Below are 19,048 nucleotides of genomic sequence, written 5' to 3' on the forward strand. Positions count from 1 at the left end.
TACCGGCAAGCAACACCCCCGACCCGCGCAACAAAGACGCGGGCGGGCGCAACAGATTAAGCACCACCAGGGGAGGAATTGGCGGGTTGCCCCGGCCTTTCCTCAAGGCGTCGAGAAGACGCCGGAAGGTCCGGAGCCACTCAAGGTTTGAAGCTCCAGAGAGAGACGCGGAATGGTCTTTTCTTCCAACGTGTTCCTGTTCCTGTTCCTGCCGGTCTTCCTCGGCCTGTACTACCTGAGCGGGAACCGCTACCGGAACCTCCTGTTGCTGGTCGCCAGCTACATCTTCTACGCCTGGTGGCGGGTGGACTTCCTCCTGCTGTTCGCCGGCGTCACCGTGTTCAACTACTGGATCGGCCTGCGCATCGGCGCGGCCGGCGTACGCACCAAGGCCGCACAGCGCTGGCTGGTCCTCGGCGTGGTGGTCGACCTCTGCGTGCTGGGCTACTTCAAGTACGCCAACTTCGGCGTCGACAGCCTCAACGAGATCATCACCTCGTTCGGCATGCAGCCCTTCGTGCTGACCCACATCCTGCTGCCCATCGGCATCAGCTTCTACACCTTCGAATCGATCAGCTACATCATCGACGTGTACCGCGGCGATACGCCGGCCACGCACAACCTGATCGACTTCGCGGCGTTCGTGGCGATCTTCCCACACCTGATCGCCGGCCCGGTGCTGCGCTTCAAGGACCTGGTCGACCAGTTCAACCACCGCACCCACACCGTCGACAAGTTCGCCGAAGGCTGCACCCGCTTCATGCAGGGCTTCGTCAAGAAGGTGTTCATCGCCGACACCCTGGCGGCGGTGGCCGACCACTGCTTCGCCCTGCAGGACCCGACCACGGGCGACGCCTGGCTCGGCGCGCTGGCCTACACCGCGCAGCTGTACTTCGACTTCTCCGGCTACAGCGACATGGCCATCGGCCTGGGGCTGATGATGGGCTTCCGCTTCATGGAGAACTTCAACCAGCCCTATATCAGCCAGTCCATCACCGAGTTCTGGCGGCGCTGGCACATCAGCCTGTCCACCTGGCTGCGCGACTACCTCTACATCAGCCTGGGCGGCAACCGCGGCACCACTTTCCAGACCTACCGCAACCTGTTCCTCACCATGTTGCTGGGCGGTTTGTGGCACGGCGCCAACGTCACCTACATCATCTGGGGCGCCTGGCACGGCGTGTGGCTGGCCATCGAGCGCGCCCTGGGCGTGAACGCCGCGCCGCGCGTGCTCAACCCGCTGAAATGGGCCTTCACCTTCCTGCTGGTGATCGTCGGCTGGGTGATCTTCCGCGCCGAGAACCTGCACGTGGCCTGGCGCATGTACGAAGCCATGTTCAGCTTCGGCGACTGGAAACTCTCCGAGCTCAACCGCGCCAGCCTCACCGGTCTGCAGGTCGGCACCCTGGTCATCGCCTACCTTGTGCTCGCCTTCTTCGGCCTGCGCCAGTTCTACAACCAGCCGATGCAGAGCAAGGCGCCCAAGGCCGCGGCGAAGGCCGAAGCGGTTGACGCCGACGGCCCGGCCAGCGCCCAGCCGCGCACCCCGGCCATGGCCCAGCAGGACCCGGCGGCCATCGCCTATTCGCCCAGCGGCGCCGCCGTCTACCAGCCGCACTGGATGACCCAGCTGCCGGTGCTGGCCACCCGCGTCGCCCTGCTCCTGCTGTTCGCCGCCTCGGTGCTCAAGCTCTCGGCGCAGAGCTACTCGCCGTTCCTCTACTTCCAGTTCTGAGCGAGGCCATCATGACAGTAGAAACCAAGAGCATCGCCAAACCCCTCCAGTACGCCTACATCGCCGCCTTCGGCGGGATGTTGCTGGGCCTGGCCGGCTGGTCGCTGAAGGCATTCCCCAGCTTCTCCGCCGCCGAAGGCACCACCGTGCTCAATGGCAAGCTGGCCCACGCCTTCGAAGGCCACTACGACGACGAATTCCCCATCAAGCGCCTGGGCACCAACCTCTGGGCTGCGCTGGACTACACCCTCTTCGACGAAGGCCGCCCGGGCGTGGTGATCGGCAAGGACGGCTGGCTGTTCACCGATGAAGAGTTCAAGCCCGCCCCTACCCAGCAGCAGCTCGAGGACAACTGGGCGCTGGTGCGCGGCGTGCAGCAGGAGCTCGAACGCCGCGGCGTGAAGCTGGTGCTGGCGATCATCCCGGCCAAGACCCGCCTCTACCCCGAGTACGTCGGCAAGGAGCAACCGGCGGCCCTGCACGCCTCGCTCTACACCGACTTCCTGCAGCGCGCCCGCCAGGCCGGCATGGCCGCGCCCGAGCTGCTGGAAACGATGGAAAAAGCCAAGGACAACGGCCAGGTGTTCCTGCGCACCGACACCCACTGGACCCCGCTGGGTGCCGAAGCCGTGGCCCAGCGCCTGGGCGAAAGCATCCGCGCCAGCGTCGGCTCCGAGCTGCCGACCCAGAGCTTCGTCACCGAGGCCGGCAAGAGCAGCGCGCACAAGGGCGACCTGCTGACGTTCCTGCCCCTGGACCCGTTGTTCACCAACCTGCTGCCTGAAGAAGACCAGCTGCAGCAGCGCCAGACCCACCCGGCCGAGGACGCCGCTGGCGCCACCGACAACGGCGGCGGCGACCTCTTCGGCGATAGCGCCCAGCCGCAGGTTGCCCTGGTCGGCACCAGCTACAGCGCCAATCCGCGCTGGAACTTCGCCGGCGCCCTCAAGCAGGCGCTCTCGGCGGATGTCATCAACTACGCCAAGGAGGGCAAGGGTCCGCTGGAACCGATGCTCGAACTCCTGCAGGACGAAGGCTTCAAGCAGAAGCCGGCGCAACTGCTGGTGTGGGAATTCCCCGAACGCTACCTGCCGATGCACAGCGACCTGAGCCAGTTCAACCCGGACTGGGTGGCGCAATTGCGGGCAGCAGGCAGCCGCGACGAACGCCTGGCTTCCAACCAGGGCGCAGCGCACTGAACCACAGAACCCACGGCGCACCGAGCGCTGAAAGGGGCACCACCCGTGCCCACCAGAGAGAAGATGGAGGTACACCCCATGAACCGCATGACCTTTAACCGACTGAGCATTCGCACCCTGAAGTCGTCCGCCCTGGCACTGGCCCTGGGCGCCGCATCCTTCGGCGCCTTCGCCGGTGGGGAAGGCGCACTCTACGGCCCGCAGGCTCCCAAGGGCTCCACCTTCGTACGGGCCTACAACGCGGGCAGCGGCGAGCTGTCCGTCAGCGTCGGCAACGCCACCCTGAACGACATCTCGCCGCTGGGCTCCAGCGACTTCAAGTTCCTCCCGCCGGGCAACTACACCGCCAAGGTCGGCTCCCAGAGCCTGCCGGTGAAACTCGACCCGGATTCCTACTACACCCTGGTCAGCCAACCCGGCGGCCAGCCGCGCCTGGTGCCCGAGCCGCCCTTCAAGAACAAGCAGAAGGCCCTGGTCCGCGTACAGAACCTCAGCGGCAAGGCCCTCACCCTGAAGACCGCCGACGGCAAGACCGAAGTCGTCAGCAACGTCGCCCCGCAGAGCCACGGCGACCGCGAGATCAACCCGGTGAAAGTGAACCTGGCGCTGTTCGACGGCGCGAAGAAGGTCAGCGACCTCAAGCCGGTGGCCCTCGAGCGCGGCGAAGTGGTCTGCCTCTACGTCACCGGTGACGGCGCCAAGCTGAACCCGGTGTGGGTCAAGCGCCCGGTGAAGGCGGACTGAGTCCTTGCAGCGGATGGCGTTCTTCGAACTGGGGGCGAATCCCGCCACTCTCCCTGAAGGGAGAGGGCGCCATCCGTGCGCACGGAAATTTCAGTACTGCCCGGCGAGCGGGAATGTCCCGATTCGCTCCGAACAGTCCCCTCTCCCTTCAGGGAGAGGGTTAGGGAGAGGGCGCTCCACATCGCGCCTGATCCCCAGCCAGAACAACAAGACCGGCCCCACACCGGCAGAAACACCCGTGCGCCGCAACCACGGCACGCACAGGAGAGGTCACCCAAACGGCACGTCGGCCCGCATGACGCGGTCCGGCCCACAGTACGCAAACGCTTTAGGAGAAACCCGATGATCCCAGTAATTCTTTCCGGTGGTAGCGGCTCGCGACTCTGGCCTCTTTCGCGCAAACAGTATCCCAAGCAGTTCCTGGCCCTGACCGGCGAACACACCCTGTTCCAGCAGACGCTGGAGCGCCTGGTGTTCGAAGGCATGGAGCCGCCGGTGGTGGTGAGCAACCAGGAACACCGTTTCATCGTCCAGGAGCAGCTCGAAGCGCTGAACCTGAAGACCCAGTCCATCCTGCTCGAGCCCTTCGGCCGCAACACGGCTCCGGCAGTCGCCATCGCCGCCATGAAGCTGCTCGCCGAAGGCCGTGACGAACTGCTGCTGGTGCTCCCGGCCGACCACGTGATCGATGACCAGCGCGCCTTCCAGCGTGCCCTGGCGCTGGCCACCAACGCCGCGGAAAAAGGCGAAATGGTGCTCTTCGGCATCCCCGCCAATCGCCCGGAAACCGGCTACGGCTACATCAAGGCCGGCGACGAGCGCGGCCTGCCCGATGGCGTTATCCGCGTCGAACGCTTCATCGAAAAGCCCGACGAAGCCCGCGCCCAACAGTTCGTCGAGGACGGCGGCTACTTCTGGAACAGCGGCATGTTCCTGTTCCGCGCCAGCCGCTTCCTGGAAGAACTGAAGAAGCACGACGCCGACATCTACGACACCTGCCTGCTCGCCCTGGAGCGTAGCCAGCACGACGGCGAGCTGATCAACATCGACGCCGCCACCTTCGAGTGCTGCCCGGACAACTCCATCGACTACGCCGTGATGGAAAAGACCCGCCGCGCCTGCGTGGTCCCGCTGGCCGCCGGCTGGAACGACGTCGGCAGCTGGTCGTCGATCTGGGAAGTCCATGACAAGGACGCCGATGGCAACGTCACCATGGGCGACGTGGTGGTGCACGACAGCCACAACTGCCTGGTGCATGGCAATGGCAAGCTGGTCTCGGTGGTGGGCCTGGAAGACATCGTGGTGGTCGAGACCAAGGACGCCATGATGATCGCCCACAAGGACCGCGTGCAGGACGTCAAGAAGGTGGTCAACCAGCTCGACGCCGCCGGCCGCAGCGAAACCCAGAACCACTGCCAGGTCTACCGTCCGTGGGGCTCCTACGACTCGGTGGACATGGGCGGCCGCTTCCAGGTCAAGCACATCACCGTCAAGCCCGGCGCACGCCTGTCGCTGCAGATGCACCACCACCGCGCCGAGCACTGGATCGTCGTCTCCGGCACCGCCCAGGTGACCTGTGACGACAAGACCTTCCTGCTCACCGAGAACCAGTCCACCTACATCCCGATCGCCTCGGTCCACCGCCTGGCCAACCCGGGCAAGATCCCGCTGGAGATCATCGAGGTGCAATCGGGCAGCTACCTGGGCGAGGACGACATCGAACGTCTGGAAGACGTCTACGGCCGTACCACGGAGAACGTGGAAGTGCAGGCCGTGGTTCGCTGAGCCCCGGGACCTGGCGCTTTCCCCCATCGGCGCCAATGCCCCCGCACCTTTCGGTGCGGGGGCTTTTTTATGCCTGCCGCTGCGGGCCATTTTCGTCGGGTACGGCTGCATGCGAACCTCGCTCTGCCACCTGCTAAGGTAATGCTCGAAATCCCCGCGCGGAGCGCTCCATGCTGTACGGCATCCTGCTGATCGTCACCTGGATCATCCTGCTGATCCGCTACCCCTCCCGCGCCCTGCCGATCTCGGGCGCCGGTCTGGTCGGGCTGGCCTGTGTGATCGGCCTCGCCATCTGGCAGGACAACAGCGACGCCCGCCAGCTCGAGCACCTGGAACTGCGCATCGCCTACCAGCCAGAGCAGTGCCAGCCCGGCCGGCCGCTGGCGGTCAGCCTGAAGAACGGCGCCAATCGCCCACTGCTGGAACTACGCTGGAAAGTCGCCGCCTACCGCCCCGGCGATACCACCGATCTGGCCGAAAACCTCTACGAAGCGCCGCGCTACCGTGGCCCCGGCGCGCTGCTGGCCGGCGACAGCTGGAGCGACTGCCTGCCGCTGCCGCCGCTGCGCCCCGGCTACCGCGCCAGCACCCTGGAGTTTCGCGCCGAGCGGGTGAGCGGCCGCTTCGGCAACTGATTCACCTGCCCGGCACAATCCGGTACGGTAGTCCCGCCCACAGCCCAAGGACTGCCCGACCATGCCCCACCCCGTCGCCCTCATCACCGGTTGCTCCAGCGGAATCGGCCGCGCCCTCGCCGACGCCTTCCAGGCTGCCGGCTACCAGGTCTGGGCCACCGCCCGCCGCGATGAAGATGTCGCCGCGCTCGACCAGGCGGGGTTTCGTGGCATGTTGCTGGACGTCAACGACGAGCCCGCCGTGGAGCGCCTCGCCGAGCGACTGCAGCGCGAAGCCGGCGGCCTCGATGTGCTGATCAACAATGCCGGTTACGGCGCCATGGGTCCGCTGCTGGACGGCGGCAGCCAGGCGATCCGCCGGCAGTTCGAAACCAACGTGTTCGCCGTGGTCGGCGTCACCCGTGCGCTGTTCCCGGCGCTGCGGGCGCGGCGCGGGCTGGTGGTGAACATCGGCAGCGTGTCCGGCGTGCTGGTCACCCCCTTCGCCGGCGCCTACTGCGCATCGAAAGCGGCGGTGCACGCGCTGAACGACGCCTTGCGCCTGGAGTTGGCGCCCTTCGGCATCGACGTGATGGAAGTGCAACCCGGCGCCATCGCGTCCAACTTCGGCGCCAACGCCAGCCGCGAGATGGCCGCGGTGGTCGGCGAGCAGTCGCCCTGGTGGCCGCTGCGCTCGTTCATCCAGGCGCGTGCCGCCGCCTCCCAGGACAAGCCCACCCCCGCCAGCGACTTCGCCCGCACGCTGCTGGCCGCCGCACAACGATCGCCGCGCCCGCGCCTGGTGCGCATCGGCAACGGCAGCCGCGCCCTGCCATTGCTGTCGCGCTGGCTGCCCACCGGCCTGCTGGACAGGGTGCTGAAGAAGCGCTTCGGCCTGGACGGGCAGCTCTGATGACAGTCCAGGTCCGCTACCTCGCCCTCGCCGGCATCCTCGCCGCCTTCTTCCTCAACGTGGTGGCGCGCGGGCTGCTAAAGGTCGGCGGTGTGCCGGCGACGCTGCTGGTGGCCGCGGTGATCGCCGCCGCCATGGCCTTGTGGTTCGCCCGTCGGCACCAGCGGCTGGCGGATACCGGCGAACGCTGGCGGCTGACCGCGCTGTACGGCGGTGGGCTGGCGCTGCTCTATGCCATCCTGGTCGGCATGGCCGCGTGGAAGAACACCCCCAGCCCGGCAGCGCTGCTGATCTACGCACTGAACTACCTGTGCTATCCGCTGTGCGTCTGGTGGTTCTTCCGCCCCGGCGTGCTGTCACGCTTTTTGCCGGCCGGTTCTCGCTGAGCGCTTTTCACGCTTTCTTCACCGCCTTTTCATCCCGGCACGACCCGGGTTTGCGCAAGATGCGCGGACTTTCGAGGAGTGCCCATGTCCCGTCTGCTTCATGCCGCGATGACCACCGCCCTGCTGATATTGGCCCCGCTCGCCCTGGCCGCTGGCGAGACGCCAGCCGACTGGGCCAAGCCGGTGGACAAGTCGTTCAACCTCTACCAGATGTCGCCAACCCTCTTCCGCAGCGCCCTGCCACGCAGCGCCGACCTGCCCGAACTGCAGCGCCTGCAGGTAAAGACCGTGGTGAGCTTCATCAAGGACGACGACCACGAATGGATCGGCCAGCACGATATGCAGGCGGTGAGCTTCCCGACCCACGCCGACCGCGTCGATGACGCCGATGTACTGGAGGTCCTGCGCACCCTGCGGAGCGCCGAGCAGAAAGGCCCGGTACTCATGCACTGCAAGCACGGGCGTGACCGCACTGGCCTGTTCGCCGCCATGTACCGCACGGTGATCCAGGGCTGGAGCAAGGAAGATGCGCTCAAGGAAATGGTCCAGGGCGGCTTCGGCGCCGAGGACGACATGACCGACGCCATCGCCTACGTGCAGAAGGCCGACATCGGCAAGCTCCAGCAGGCCCTGGCCAGCGGCGAATGCAGCACCTCGGCCTTCGCCGGCTGCCAGCTCAAGGCCTGGCTGGCGGACACCTTTGGCGAGGAGCGCCCGCGGCACGCGGCGCACTGATCTGCGTATCGGTCACACCGTCATGGCGAGAGTGCGCTAACGTGGGCGCACTCCCACCGCTTCACAGGCACGCCATGACCAACTCCCGCTTCAGCGCCGTTACCCATACCCGCTACATCGACCACGCCGGCCTGGACACCTTCTGCGCCGACTACGACGGTTTCCTGCTCGACCTCTGGGGCGTGCTGATCGACGGCGTGGACGTATTCCCCGGCGCCCTCGACTGGCTCGCCCGCCGCGCTGCCGAAGGCAAGCCGGTGTGGTTTCTCAGCAACGCCTCGCGCAGCGTCCCGGAAATGGCCGACACCCTGGTACGCCTGGGCGTCTCCCGCGAGCTGTTCGCCGGCATCACCACCTCCGGCCAGCTGGCCATCGATGCCTTCACCCACGAACGGGAATTCCAGCGCGGCGGCATCTACACCGTCGGCGTCGGCGACGCGCTGGTCACCTGGCCGGTGGAGATCCGCGAGCGTTTCTGCGACGACATCCACGCCGCGTCGCTGATCCTGGGCGTCGGCAGCTTCCCGCAGGACGAGCTGGAAGAGCGCTTCGCTCCGCTGCGCGGCGCCACCGACAAGCCGTTCCTCTGCGCCAACCCGGACCGTGTGGTGGTCTCCGGCGGCCAGACGGTATTCGGCGCCGGCCGCCTGGCCGAGGCCTTCGCCGAGGAAGGCGGCAAGGTTCACTGGTACGGCAAACCCGACCCTTCCGCGTTCCGCATCGCCCAACGGCAGTTGGAAGCGCGCGGCGCGAAGCACATCCTGTTCGTCGGAGACTCGCTGGTGACCGACGTCCCCGGAGCCCTGGCCGCGCGCATCGACACCCTGTGGCTGGCGTCCACCGGCATCCATCGCCAGGCGCTGGGCGTGCCTTTCAACGGCGAGCTGGACCCGCAGAAAACCAACGCGCTGCTCGACGGCTATCCAGTTCGTCCGCACTTTGCCGCCCCGGGGCTGGTCTGAGTTCAGGACATCCACCTGAGCTCGAGCGCCCATGAACGAACTGATCGACCTGCTGCAATGGCCGGCCATGCTGGTCACCGTCCTCGCCGCCGGGCTGGTGGGCTCCCGCGACAGGAGGCGGCGCAAGCTGGGCTTCTGGGTATTCATCGCCAGCAACGCGTTGTGGATCGCCTGGGGCCTGCCGGCCAAGGCCTACGCACTGGTGCTGTTGCAGCTGTGCCTGGCGGCGATGAACATCCGTGGCAGCTACAAGAACCGCCGACAGGAGCAGGCCGAAGGATAACAGTAGGAGCGAGCTTGCTCGCGAACAGCCCAGCGCCGGTGCCATGCGGTTCGCGAGCAAGCTCGCTCCTACAAAAGCACAAGCCCCGCGCGACTGGGAATCCGTAGGGCGCATAACCCGGAACGGGTTATCCGCCATTGCCGGCGGATAACGCCTGGGGCGTCATGCGCGCTACGCAACTCGGGTGCTCGCCTTTCGTAGGAGCGGATCTTATCCGCGAATCCTGCGAACACTTCGACGGTTCAGGTCAGACACCGCTTTCGCGGTGATCGCGGAGAAGCTCCGCTCCTACGAGAGCAAAAGCACTCCGCGACCAACCCCGGCGGCAGACTTCGCCGTATGCACGCGATCCGGCTGCAAAAGAAAAACGGGAGCCTAAGCTCCCGTTTTCATTCACTGGATCCGATCACCGCGCCGCGGGCGCTGCACCGTCGGAGTGTTCCGCGTGGCGGCTCTGCGGGTTGACGATCACGGTCGCAGTGATACCCGCCGCCAGCAGGACACCCTCTGGCACGTCGTCGATGTGAATGCGCACCGGCACGCGCTGGGCCAGGCGCACCCAGTTGAAGGTCGGGTTGACGTCGGCCACCAGTTCGCGGCTTTCCGGGTTGTCGCGGTCGTAGATGGCGCGGGCGATGCTCTCGACGTGGCCCTTCAGGCGCTCGCCGCTCATCAGTTGCAGCTCGGCGGGGTCGCCGACGCGGATGTGCGGCAGCTTGGTCTCTTCGAAGTAGCCGTAGATCCAGTAGGAGTCCTCGTCTACCACGGCCATCTTCGCCTCGCCGACGCGGGCGTAGTCACCACGGTGCACGTTGAGATTGGTCACGTAGCCGTCCACCGAGGCGCGCACCTGGGTGCGTTCCAGGTTCAGCTTGGCGGCGTCCAGCGCGGCCAGCGCCTGCTGGTAGTCGGCCTCGGAGGCAGCGGCGGTGTTGCTGGCGTCGTCCAGGCTCTCGCGGGAAACCACTTCCTCGTCCATCGCGCGGCGGCGCTTGGCGTTGAGCTGGCGCATCTGCAGGGTGGCCTTGCGTGAGGCGACCAGGGCTTCGGCCTGCTTCACGGCAATCTGGTAATGGTCCGGGTCGATCTGCATGAGCAGGTCGCCTTTCTTCACCTGCTGGTTGTCGCGCACCGGTACGTCGACCACCACGCCGGAGACATCGGCGGCGACGTTGATGATGTCGGCGCGCACCCGGCCGTCGCGGGTCCAGGGCGTATCCATGTAGTTCACCCAGAGGGCGCGGCCGATCAACGCGGCGACCGCCAGGATGATCAGGGTCGCCAGCAGGCTGATGATGGATTTGAGAGTCATGGGTGCACGCTCGTTACTTGTAGATAGTGAGGGACAGGCCGCCAAACAGGCAGGCGAAGAGGCACACGCGGAACAGCGCCGGGTGCCAGGTGAAGCGGTACAGGCCGATGGAGGCGAAGAGGCGGTCGATGCCCCAGCAGATCACCGCAGCGACGAGGAACATCAGGGTCAGGGTCGGCATGTAGACCCCGTGGAACGCGATCTCGCGGGGCAGGTCAGGCAACATGGGTGGTTCTTCCAGAAAAGGTCTTGCCATCGCGCAGCGGCGACTGCGGGTCGAGCAGGCTGCTGCGGATGAAGTGCAGGTAGCTGAGCACGCGGCGCAGCGGTGAGCTTTCGAAGTCCGGAGCGCGCGGCTCGTCGGTGGTCTTCACGCAATCGATGGCCTGCTCCACGGCGGCCAGGGCGCGCTCACGGTTGGCCTGCCCGGGTTTGACGAACAGGCGGATCAAGGCGCGGCCCATGGCGCGGATCGACCGCCGCCAGGGCGTGGATTCGGCGTAGCAGGGCTCGGCCGGCAGGTTCTCCTGCTCGACGCGCAGCTCGATGATCGAATGGCCGATCTCCAGCACGACGAAGGTCCAGCGCAGCAAGCGACGTTGCATCTGCGGGCTGCGCGCGGCGACGCCGTACGCCTGGTTGAGCAGGTCGCGGGTACCGCTCTCGAAGGAGGAGACCAGGCCGTCGAGCTTGCCGCTGATGGCTTCCACCACGCGCAGGCGCAGGTCCTTCTCCAGGCGACGCCACAGCCAGGCGCTGGTGGGCGGCATGATCACCGCGGCGACCACCGCGGCCAGGCTCTGCGACAACACCAGTGCGATGTATTCGTTGAGCATGCGACCCGGATCGTAGACGGTGAGGTTCGCCGGGATCGCGCCGAAGCTGAAGAACACCAGCAGGCCCAGGCCGTAGCCGGCGTACTTGGGCTTGATCGAGAAGAACGCGCCCACCGCGAATACCGGTGCCAGGGCGAACGCCAGCAGGGCGAAGCCGTCCAGGTGCGGGAACACGAAGAAGGTTTCCGAGAAGCCGAGGATCGCCGCGAAGAAGGTGCCCACGGCCATCTGCATGGCCATCTTCGCCGGGTCCGGCGCGGCCGAGACCAGCGCGGCGACGGCGGCGGCGTTGAGCACGAAGGTGCTGCCGCTGGGCCAGGCAGTTTCGATCCAGAAGAGGCCGAACACCAGCACCATCAGCGCGGTGCGCCCGCCAGCCACCAGCGAGGCGACCAGGTTGGCCTTGGGCGAGAAGCCATGCTTCCAGTTCTCTCGCTCGTGCTTGTGCGCGGCCAGCGAGGCGTGGGTCAGGGCGTAGTTGTAGAGGTCGTCGGCCAGGCGGTAGAGCAGCTCGCCGGCGGTGTTGTAGTCCAGCAGTGCGGCGGGGTCGTCCTGCTCCGCGAGCAGTTGCGTGCGCCCGGAACGGATGCGTTGCATCATCCGCGTGCGGTGGCTTTCCAGTTGCGCGGCAAGGCGCTCGGCGTCGCGGTCGGTGACCGACTGGCCGCGCCACGGAGCGAGCACCTGGGTCAGTTCATCCAGGCACGGCTGCAGGGCGCGCAGCACGGCCCCCGCGTCCTGCGCACGCAGGCGCGAGAGCAACTGGTGCAGCGCGTGGTAGCGGGTGGTGAGGACCATGAATTCGTTGTTCAGGCGCGACAGACGGCCCGAACGCAGGCGCATGTGCGGGTCTTCGAAACGGGTGACACTGCGCAGCGCTTCCAGGCCCACGGCCTGGGAGGCGAAGGCCACGTTGGACGCTTCGAACTTGCTGCGATCACCGCCCCCCAGGTTGTCCAGGACGAAGCCGGCAAAGGCGCCGAAGCGCTGGTACAGAGCGCTGCGCATGGCCGTACTGGAGGTCTGCGGGAACAGCGTGGCGCTGACCAGCATGGAGCAGAGAATCCCCAGGCTGATTTCCAGCACCCGCCAGATGGCCGACATGAAGGCGGCTTCCGGGTGCAGGGTGGCGGGCAGGCCGATCAGCGTGGCGGTGTAGCCGGCCAGTACGCAGGCGTAGGAGCGGAAGTCACGGTAGCGTGCGGCGCCGACGGTGCACAGGCCGATCCACAGCGCCGAAACCAGCAGGAACAGCTCGCGCTGCTGGGCGAAGATAGCGATCAGCGCGACCATCACGGAGAGGCCGACCAGGCTGCCGAGAATCCGGTAGAAGCTCTTGGCGAACACCTGGCCGCTCTGCGGCTGCATGACGATGAACACGGTGATGGTCGCCGTGCTCGGCTGCGGCAGCTCCAGGCGCATCGCCAGCCACAGGGTCAGCAGCGCGGCGAGCAGCACCTTGGCGATATACACCCAGGTGACGCCGTCACTGCGGCCCCACTCCAGCAGCGCGCGGCGGAGGGCGTCCAGCGGCGCCAGCTGGCGGGTGGCGGTGCTGCCGTTGAAGGAATCGCCCGCCATCTCAGCGCTCGCCGGCCGCGCGGACATCGACGGTCTCGGGGACCATCTTCGCTTCTTTGGGGCCTTCCTGCTTGTCCATCAGACCGCCGCCCAGGGCAACGACGAGGCCGGCGTGGGTGGCCAGGCGCGCGGCGCGAACCTGCTGCTCAACCAGTTGCTGCTGGAACAGACGGGTCTGCGCGTTGAGCACATTCAGGTAGTCGGTCAGGCCGCCGCGATAGGCCTTGGTGGCGATGTCGTAGGTGCGCTGGGCCGAGGCCACGGACTTGGCGGCGAAGCCTTCCTGCAGTTGCATGGAGTGCATGCGGATCAGCTGGTCAGAGATGCCCTTGAGGGCGTTGACCAGGGTCTGGTTGTACTGCGCTACGGCGGCGTCGTAGCCGGCGGATTCCTGGCTCAGCTGCGAGCGGCGGCGACCGCCGTCGAAGATCGGCAGGGAGATGGCCGGGCCGACACCGTAGGTGAATTTCTCGGCATTGAGGAATTCCAGTACGCCGCCACCCACCGCGCTGTAGCCGATGCTCGCGACCAGGTCGACGTTGGGGTAGAACTCGGCGCGGGCGACGTCCACGCCCTTGGCCTGGGCGGCAACCTTCCAGCGGCTGGCGACCACGTCCGGGCGGTGGCCGAGCAGTTCCATCGGCAGCTTGCTGGGCAGGCCGGGGCCTGCGGCAAGCTTCAGGCTCGGCCGCTGGATCGAGGCGCCGGCGCCGGGACCTTTACCGGCGAGGGCGGCGATCTGGTTGCGGGTGAGCTGGATTTCCTCGTCCACCGCTTCGATCTTGCGTTCGGTTTCCGGCAGCGGGACCTCCGCCTGGCTGACTTCGAAATGCGTGCCGATGCCACCGGCGAGGCGGCGCTGGGCGAGGGCCAGGATGCCCTGCTGCTGCGCCAGCATGGCCCTGCCGATGTCCAGCTTGGCGTACTGCAGCGACAGCTGGATGTAGGCGCGGACGATGTTGCCCTCCAGCTCCAGCTGGGCCATGCGCGCCTCGGCGGCGGTCATCTTGGCGATGTTGACGTAGCGCTCGGTATTGCTGCGCTCGCGCCCCCAGAGGTCCAGTGAATAGTTGAAGCCCAGGGCGGCGTTGTTGTTGAAGGTGGTGCTGTCGGCCAGGTCGCCCGGGCCGTAGAAGTAGTCGGTCGGCCAGCGGTGGCGGGTCAGCGAGGCGTCCACGCCGATCTGCGGCGACTCGGCGGATTCGGCGATGCCGGCCATGGCCATGGCCATGCGCACCCGCGCCTCGGCCTGGGCCAGGGTAGGGCTGCCCTCCAGCGCGGTCTGCACCCAGGCATTCAACTGCGGATCGCCATAGGCGCGCCACCACTGCTCGGCCGGCCAGCCAGCTTCTTGGTTGGCATGCGCGATGGCGGCGTCGGTGGCCAGCTCGGTGTCGCCCAGGCGCTGTTCCTGCGGAGCGATACCGTTGGTGCTGATACATCCGGCGATTGTTGAAAAAATGACAAAGGAGCCGACGAACGTCAGTCCTTTCACGAGGTGACGCGACACGGTGGAGGTCCTGGAAGTGGGCTAGCTTTTCAGCGTGGGGCTTTTAAACGTGGAGGTGCCGGCAAAGCCACTGGCGGCGATTGAATTCTAGGGATGGGGAGGGGAACGGATAAGCCGGCTGATTTGTGATTGTTTATTACCAATAATGAAACAATGTGTGTCGTCATCCATGTGACAATAGGACGCCCCCGCTCTGCTCCGCGCATTGCCCCTCATCAAGGACATGCCGTCGGCGGCGACGTAACGCTTCATCGGCGTCGCCACCCGGGACAGACGCCCACTGACGAGGCCCCAATGGACACACTGCAGACCATGCGTGCGTTCGCCTGTGTCGCGGAAACCGGCAGTTTCACCGCCGCCGCGCAGCAGTTGAACACCACCACCGCCTACGTATCCCGTGCGGTCGCCAATCTGGAGTCCCACCTGCGGACCCGCCTGCTCAACCGCACCACCCGGCGCATCGCCCTGACCGAGGCCGGCCAGCGCTACCTGCTGCGCTGCGAGCAGATCCTCGCCTATGTCGAGGAGGCCGAAGCCGAGGCCAGCGACGCCCATGCCCGCCCCGCGGGCCGCCTGCGCGTACACTCGATGACCGGCATCGGCCAGCACTATGTGATCCGCGCCATCGCCAACTATCGCCAGCTGCACCCGGACGTGACCTTCGAGCTGACCATGGCCAACCGCGTGCCGGACCTGCTCGACGAAGGCTTCGACGTCGCCATCGTGGTCGCCTCGGAACTGCCCGACTCGGGCCTGGTGTCCCAGCGCATCGGCGAGACCTACAGCATCCTCTGCGCCTCGCCCGACTATCTGGCCCGGCGCGGCACGCCGAAAACCCCGACCGAGCTCATGGAGCACGACTGCCTGCGCCTGATCAGCCCGGTGCTGCCATTGGACAAGTGGCTGTTCGACGGGCCCAACGGCCAGGAGATGATCACGCTGGGCCCATCGCCCTTCCAGGTGAACGTCGGCGACGCCATGACCGAGGCCATCGGCTCGGGCATGGGCATCAGCGCCCTGCCGGTCTACTCGGCCATCGACGGCCTGCGCGACGGCTCGCTGGTGCGCGTGCTGCCGCACTACAAACTGCAGATCCTCAACGTCTACGCGCTGTACCCGTCGCGTCAGTACCTGGACGCGAAAATCAAGACCTGGGTCGCGTACCTGCGGGAAAATCTCCCCGGCGTGCTCCAGGCCGATGGCGCTGGCCTCGCCGATGTGGGACCCTGACCACCCTTTTCGCCGTGTTTCGCGGGCAAGCTCACTGTGTAACTCCTTACCCCGGTGTTCAGTGAGCTTGCCCGCGAACCCATCGTCTTCCCCGCTGCGCCCCCCCTCACGTTCGACAATCGCCCGGCGCGCACGCAAGCCTTGCGCCGCTCTGGTCCGGCAATGGTAGGGTTAACCCCCTTCCCGCCTTCCAGCCGTCCGAGAGCCATGAAAAAGAACGTCTTCGTATTCAGCCGCCTTGCCCCGGAACACCTCGACCGCCTGCGCAGCCAGTTCAACGTCACCGTGCTGGACCCCAAACAGGGCGATGTCGACGCGCAGCTGGCCGCCGCCCTGCCGACCACCCACGGCATGATCGGTGTCGGCCGCCCGCTCGGCGAGAAGCAACTGGCCCAGGCCACGCAACTGGAAGTCATTTCCAGCGTCTCGGTGGGCTATGACAACTACGACCTGGATTACCTGAACCAGCGCGGCATCCCGCTGACCAACACCCCGGACGTGCTCACCGAAACCACCGCCGACCTCGGCTTCGCCCTGATCATGGCCGCTGCCCGGCGCACCGCCGAGCTGGACGCCTGGACCAAGGCCGGCCAGTGGAAGCGCACCGTGGACGCCCAGCACTTCGGCGTCGACGTGCACGGCAAGAAGCTCGGCATCCTCGGCCTGGGCCGCATCGGCGCGGCCATTGCCCGCCGCGGCCGCTTCGGCTTCAACATGGACATCCTCTATCACGGCAACAGCCGCAAACCGGAGCTGGAACAGGAGTTCGGTGCGCGCTTCTGCGGCTTCGAGGAACTGCTGGGCGAGGCGGATTTCGTCTGCGTGGTGGTGCCGCTGTCGGACAAGACCCGCAAGCTGATCGGCAAGCGCGAGCTGGAGCTGATGAAGCCCAGCGGCATCCTGGTGAACATCGCCCGCGGCCAGGTGATCGACGAGGCCGCGCTGGTGGAAGCGCTGCAGGAGAAACGCATCCTCGCCGCCGGCCTGGACGTCTATGAGAAGGAACCGCTGGCCGAATCGCCGCTGTTCACCCTGCCCAACGCCGTGACCTTGCCGCACATCGGTTCAGCCACCCACGAAACCCGCCAGGCCATGGCCGAGTGCGCGCTGGACAACTTCGAAGCCGCCCTGCGTGGCGAGCAGCCGAAGAATCTGGTCAATCCGCAGGCCTGGAAGGCCTGATGCACCCCACGAGGCTGATGGCCCAGCGCTGAAAGCCAGGGTATCTAGGTAGGAGCGAACTTGCTCGCGAACAGCCTCGCGGCGGGGTTGGTTCACGAGCAAGCTCGCTCCTACAGGGTCACGCCCGTGCTGGCTGCAACACCGGTTTGGGCTTGCGGAATACCAGGACGTTGCCAGCCATCACCAGCCCCAGCCCGGCGAGTGCCGGCAGGCTCCACTGGTAGCCCTCGGCAAAGGCCGAGACGTTCAGCGCCACTACCGGGAACAGCACGGTGCAGTAGGCCGCGCGCTCCGGCCCCATACGCCCGACCAGCGTCAGGTAGGCGGTGAAGCCGATCACCGAACCGGGAATTGCCAGGTACAGCAGCGACCAGGCGTACTGCGGGCTGGCGTCAAAGGTCAGCGGCACGCCCCGCACCAGACAGATCGCCAGCAGGATCAGCGACCCATAGAGCATGCCCCAGGCGTTGGTCGACAGGGGCCGCAGCCCGGCCTTCTGTTGCAGGCTCGACAGCAGGTTGCCCGCCGAGAAACACAGCGTGCCCAGCAGCGCCAGGGCCAGCCCGTAGAAGGTCTCCCGCGTCGCCTGATGCCCGGAAAGCTCCGGCCAGAACAACAGCGCCAGCCCCGCCAGGCCGAATGCCCCGCCGCCCAGTACATTGGGTGCAACGCGCTGGCCGAAGAACACACGCGCATTCAGCGCATTCCACAGCGTGGCGGTGGAGAAGACCACCGCGACCAGCCCGCTGGGGATCCACTGGCTGGCGGTGTAGAAGCACAGGAAGTTCACGCAGAACAGGCACAGCCCCTGCGCGAAGCAGATCGCCTGTCCGCGCCGCCCCAGCGGCTGCAGCCGCCGCGACACCAGCAACAGGGCGAACAGCACCAGCGCCGCCAGGCTGAAACGGTAGGCGATGGACAGGGGAATGGCGACCACGCCGACCTGCAGCTTGATGGCGATCCAGGTCGTGCCCCAGATGAGCACGGTGAGCAGATAGAGCGAGAGATTCATGGCGGTCTCCGGAGTACTGGGGAAACAGTCTCCCGTCCCGTCCCGACCCCGGCTTGCAGATTCTTGCGCTTATTGCGACAACCGGGCTGGCAAGGCACGCCCGCACAGGTAGAGTTGAAGACAACAGAGGAACGCCCATGTCAGCCATTTCCCAGCTCGAAGTCTTCCAGTCGATGAACGCCTCGCCCAACGCCCGCCTGGAGCGTTGTGCGGAACTGGGCGACGGGCTGTCCGCGGCGATCTGGAGCAACAGCCACGACGCCCGCGACTATCACGCGCCGAGCCACCACACCCTGTCCTGCTACCTGAACGACGGCACCGGCACCTTTCGCCGTGGCGCACCCGGCAGCAAGGGCGCGCCGGACAAGCTCTGCGTGATGCCCGCCGGCGCCGAGTCGGCATGGATCGTCAACGGCGACATCCGCCTGGCGCACCTCTACATCGGCCAGGAACAGTTCGCCCTCGGCTGCATCCGCCTGCTCGACCGCGAGCCGCGCGAACTGCAACTGCACGAACGCACCTTCCTCGACGACCCGCAGCAGGCCGCGCGCTTTCGCCAACTGGTGAAACTCGACTGGCACGAGCCGGGTGAACGCATCCGAACCAGCACCCTGGCCCACGACCTGATCGATCATCTGCTGTTGAACCAGGTAGGCTTGCGGGAAGGGCTGAAACTCAAAGGCGGCCTGGCGCCGACCATGCGCAAGCGTGTGGCGGACTACATCGAGCAACGCCTGGATCAGCCGCTGTCGCTGGGCGAGCTGGCAATGCAGACCGCGTTGTCGGAATACCACTTCGCGCGGATGTTCCGCGAAAGCTTCGGCATGCCGCCGCACCAGTATGTACTGGCCCGCCGCGTGGCATTGGCGCAGCGGCTGCTGCGCGATACGCGCCAGCCGCTGAGCCAGGTCGCCCTGGCTTGTGGCTTCTCCAGCGCCAGCCATTTCGCCAACCGCTTCCGCTCAGTGGTGGGCGGGACGCCGGGGGAATATCGGCAGGCGTTCGAGGAATAGAGCGCGGGCCGGCATG

18 protein-coding genes are annotated in these 19,048 nt (G+C 66.7%); 13 read left to right on the forward strand and 5 right to left on the reverse strand.

Annotated features, from left to right (window positions below):
* Positions 1-172 precede the first annotated feature (172 nt).
* From C167_RS0114700 to C167_RS0114745, 10 genes are all read left to right on the forward strand, one after another.
* Complete coding sequence (locus C167_RS0114700) at positions 173-1,735, forward strand: MBOAT family O-acyltransferase (protein WP_017519034.1); 1,563 nt, start codon at positions 173-175, stop codon at positions 1,733-1,735.
* Between the two features lie 11 nt (positions 1,736-1,746).
* Entirely contained in the window at positions 1,747-2,934 is a 1,188-nt protein-coding gene (locus C167_RS0114705) for an alginate O-acetyltransferase (RefSeq protein WP_017519035.1), read from the forward strand.
* 63 nt (positions 2,935-2,997) lie between these two features.
* The gene (locus tag C167_RS0114710) at positions 2,998-3,678 is read left to right on the forward strand and encodes an alginate O-acetyltransferase AlgF (protein ID WP_416774541.1); all 681 of its coding nucleotides are present in this window, start codon (positions 2,998-3,000) and stop codon (positions 3,676-3,678) included.
* Positions 3,679-4,020: 342 nt separating this feature from the next.
* Positions 4,021-5,463: a mannose-1-phosphate guanylyltransferase/mannose-6-phosphate isomerase gene (locus C167_RS0114715; protein ID WP_017519037.1), complete on the forward strand. Its 1,443-nt coding sequence runs from the start codon at positions 4,021-4,023 to the stop codon at positions 5,461-5,463.
* 170 nt (positions 5,464-5,633) lie between these two features.
* Positions 5,634-6,098: a hypothetical protein gene (locus tag C167_RS0114720; protein WP_017519038.1), complete on the forward strand. Its 465-nt coding sequence runs from the start codon at positions 5,634-5,636 to the stop codon at positions 6,096-6,098.
* A gap of 61 nt (positions 6,099-6,159) precedes the next feature.
* Positions 6,160-6,990: an SDR family oxidoreductase gene (locus tag C167_RS0114725; RefSeq protein WP_017519039.1), complete on the forward strand. Its 831-nt coding sequence runs from the start codon at positions 6,160-6,162 to the stop codon at positions 6,988-6,990.
* Positions 6,990-7,376, forward strand: a complete 387-nt coding sequence (locus C167_RS32595) for a hypothetical protein (RefSeq protein ID WP_017519040.1) — start codon at positions 6,990-6,992, stop codon at positions 7,374-7,376. The genes C167_RS0114725 and C167_RS32595 overlap by 1 nt, the downstream gene beginning before the upstream one ends.
* An 84-nt stretch (positions 7,377-7,460) precedes the next feature.
* Complete coding sequence (locus tag C167_RS32600; RefSeq protein ID WP_017519041.1) at positions 7,461-8,111, forward strand: tyrosine-protein phosphatase; 651 nt, start codon at positions 7,461-7,463, stop codon at positions 8,109-8,111.
* A gap of 74 nt (positions 8,112-8,185) precedes the next feature.
* On the forward strand, positions 8,186-9,073 hold the full coding sequence (locus C167_RS0114740) for a TIGR01459 family HAD-type hydrolase (RefSeq protein ID WP_017519042.1): 888 nt from the start codon (positions 8,186-8,188) through the stop codon (positions 9,071-9,073).
* A gap of 31 nt (positions 9,074-9,104) precedes the next feature.
* The gene (locus C167_RS0114745; RefSeq protein ID WP_017519043.1) at positions 9,105-9,356 is read left to right on the forward strand and encodes a hypothetical protein; all 252 of its coding nucleotides are present in this window, start codon (positions 9,105-9,107) and stop codon (positions 9,354-9,356) included.
* A 406-nt stretch (positions 9,357-9,762) separates the two neighbouring features.
* Here C167_RS0114745 and C167_RS0114750 read toward each other — a convergent pair whose 3' ends face one another.
* From C167_RS0114750 to C167_RS0114765, 4 genes are read right to left on the reverse strand one after another with little or no spacing between them, the layout of a single operon-like run.
* Positions 9,763-10,668 (reverse strand): HlyD family secretion protein, encoded by a 906-nt coding sequence (locus C167_RS0114750; protein WP_017519044.1) that lies wholly within the window; start codon positions 10,666-10,668, stop codon positions 9,763-9,765.
* 13 nt (positions 10,669-10,681) lie between these two features.
* On the reverse strand, positions 10,682-10,882 hold the full coding sequence (locus C167_RS0114755) for a DUF1656 domain-containing protein (RefSeq protein ID WP_026079060.1): 201 nt from the start codon (positions 10,880-10,882) through the stop codon (positions 10,682-10,684).
* A gap of 1 nt (position 10,883) precedes the next feature.
* Complete coding sequence (locus C167_RS0114760) at positions 10,884-13,085, reverse strand: FUSC family protein (protein ID WP_026079061.1); 2,202 nt, start codon at positions 13,083-13,085, stop codon at positions 10,884-10,886.
* A 1-nt stretch (position 13,086) separates the two neighbouring features.
* Positions 13,087-14,595, reverse strand: a complete 1,509-nt coding sequence (locus tag C167_RS0114765; RefSeq protein ID WP_017519047.1) for an efflux transporter outer membrane subunit — start codon at positions 14,593-14,595, stop codon at positions 13,087-13,089.
* Positions 14,596-14,889: 294 nt separating this feature from the next.
* Here C167_RS0114765 and C167_RS0114770 point away from each other — a divergent pair, with 294 nt between their 5' ends.
* Positions 14,890-15,825: a LysR family transcriptional regulator gene (locus tag C167_RS0114770; RefSeq protein WP_017519048.1), complete on the forward strand. Its 936-nt coding sequence runs from the start codon at positions 14,890-14,892 to the stop codon at positions 15,823-15,825.
* Positions 15,826-16,032: 207 nt separating this feature from the next.
* Positions 16,033-17,007, forward strand: a complete 975-nt coding sequence (locus C167_RS0114775) for a 2-hydroxyacid dehydrogenase (protein ID WP_017519049.1) — start codon at positions 16,033-16,035, stop codon at positions 17,005-17,007.
* Between the two features lie 118 nt (positions 17,008-17,125).
* Here C167_RS0114775 and C167_RS0114780 read toward each other — a convergent pair whose 3' ends face one another.
* Positions 17,126-18,019, reverse strand: a complete 894-nt coding sequence (locus tag C167_RS0114780; protein WP_017519050.1) for a DMT family transporter — start codon at positions 18,017-18,019, stop codon at positions 17,126-17,128.
* Between the two features lie 137 nt (positions 18,020-18,156).
* Here C167_RS0114780 and C167_RS0114785 point away from each other — a divergent pair, with 137 nt between their 5' ends.
* Positions 18,157-19,032: an AraC family transcriptional regulator gene (locus tag C167_RS0114785; RefSeq protein WP_017519051.1), complete on the forward strand. Its 876-nt coding sequence runs from the start codon at positions 18,157-18,159 to the stop codon at positions 19,030-19,032.
* Positions 19,033-19,048: the final 16 nt, after the last annotated feature.

Origin of the sequence: Pseudomonas nitroreducens TX1 (genome assembly GCF_000313755.1) — a bacterium.
Lineage (GTDB): Bacteria > Pseudomonadota > Gammaproteobacteria > Pseudomonadales > Pseudomonadaceae > Pseudomonas > Pseudomonas nitroreducens_A.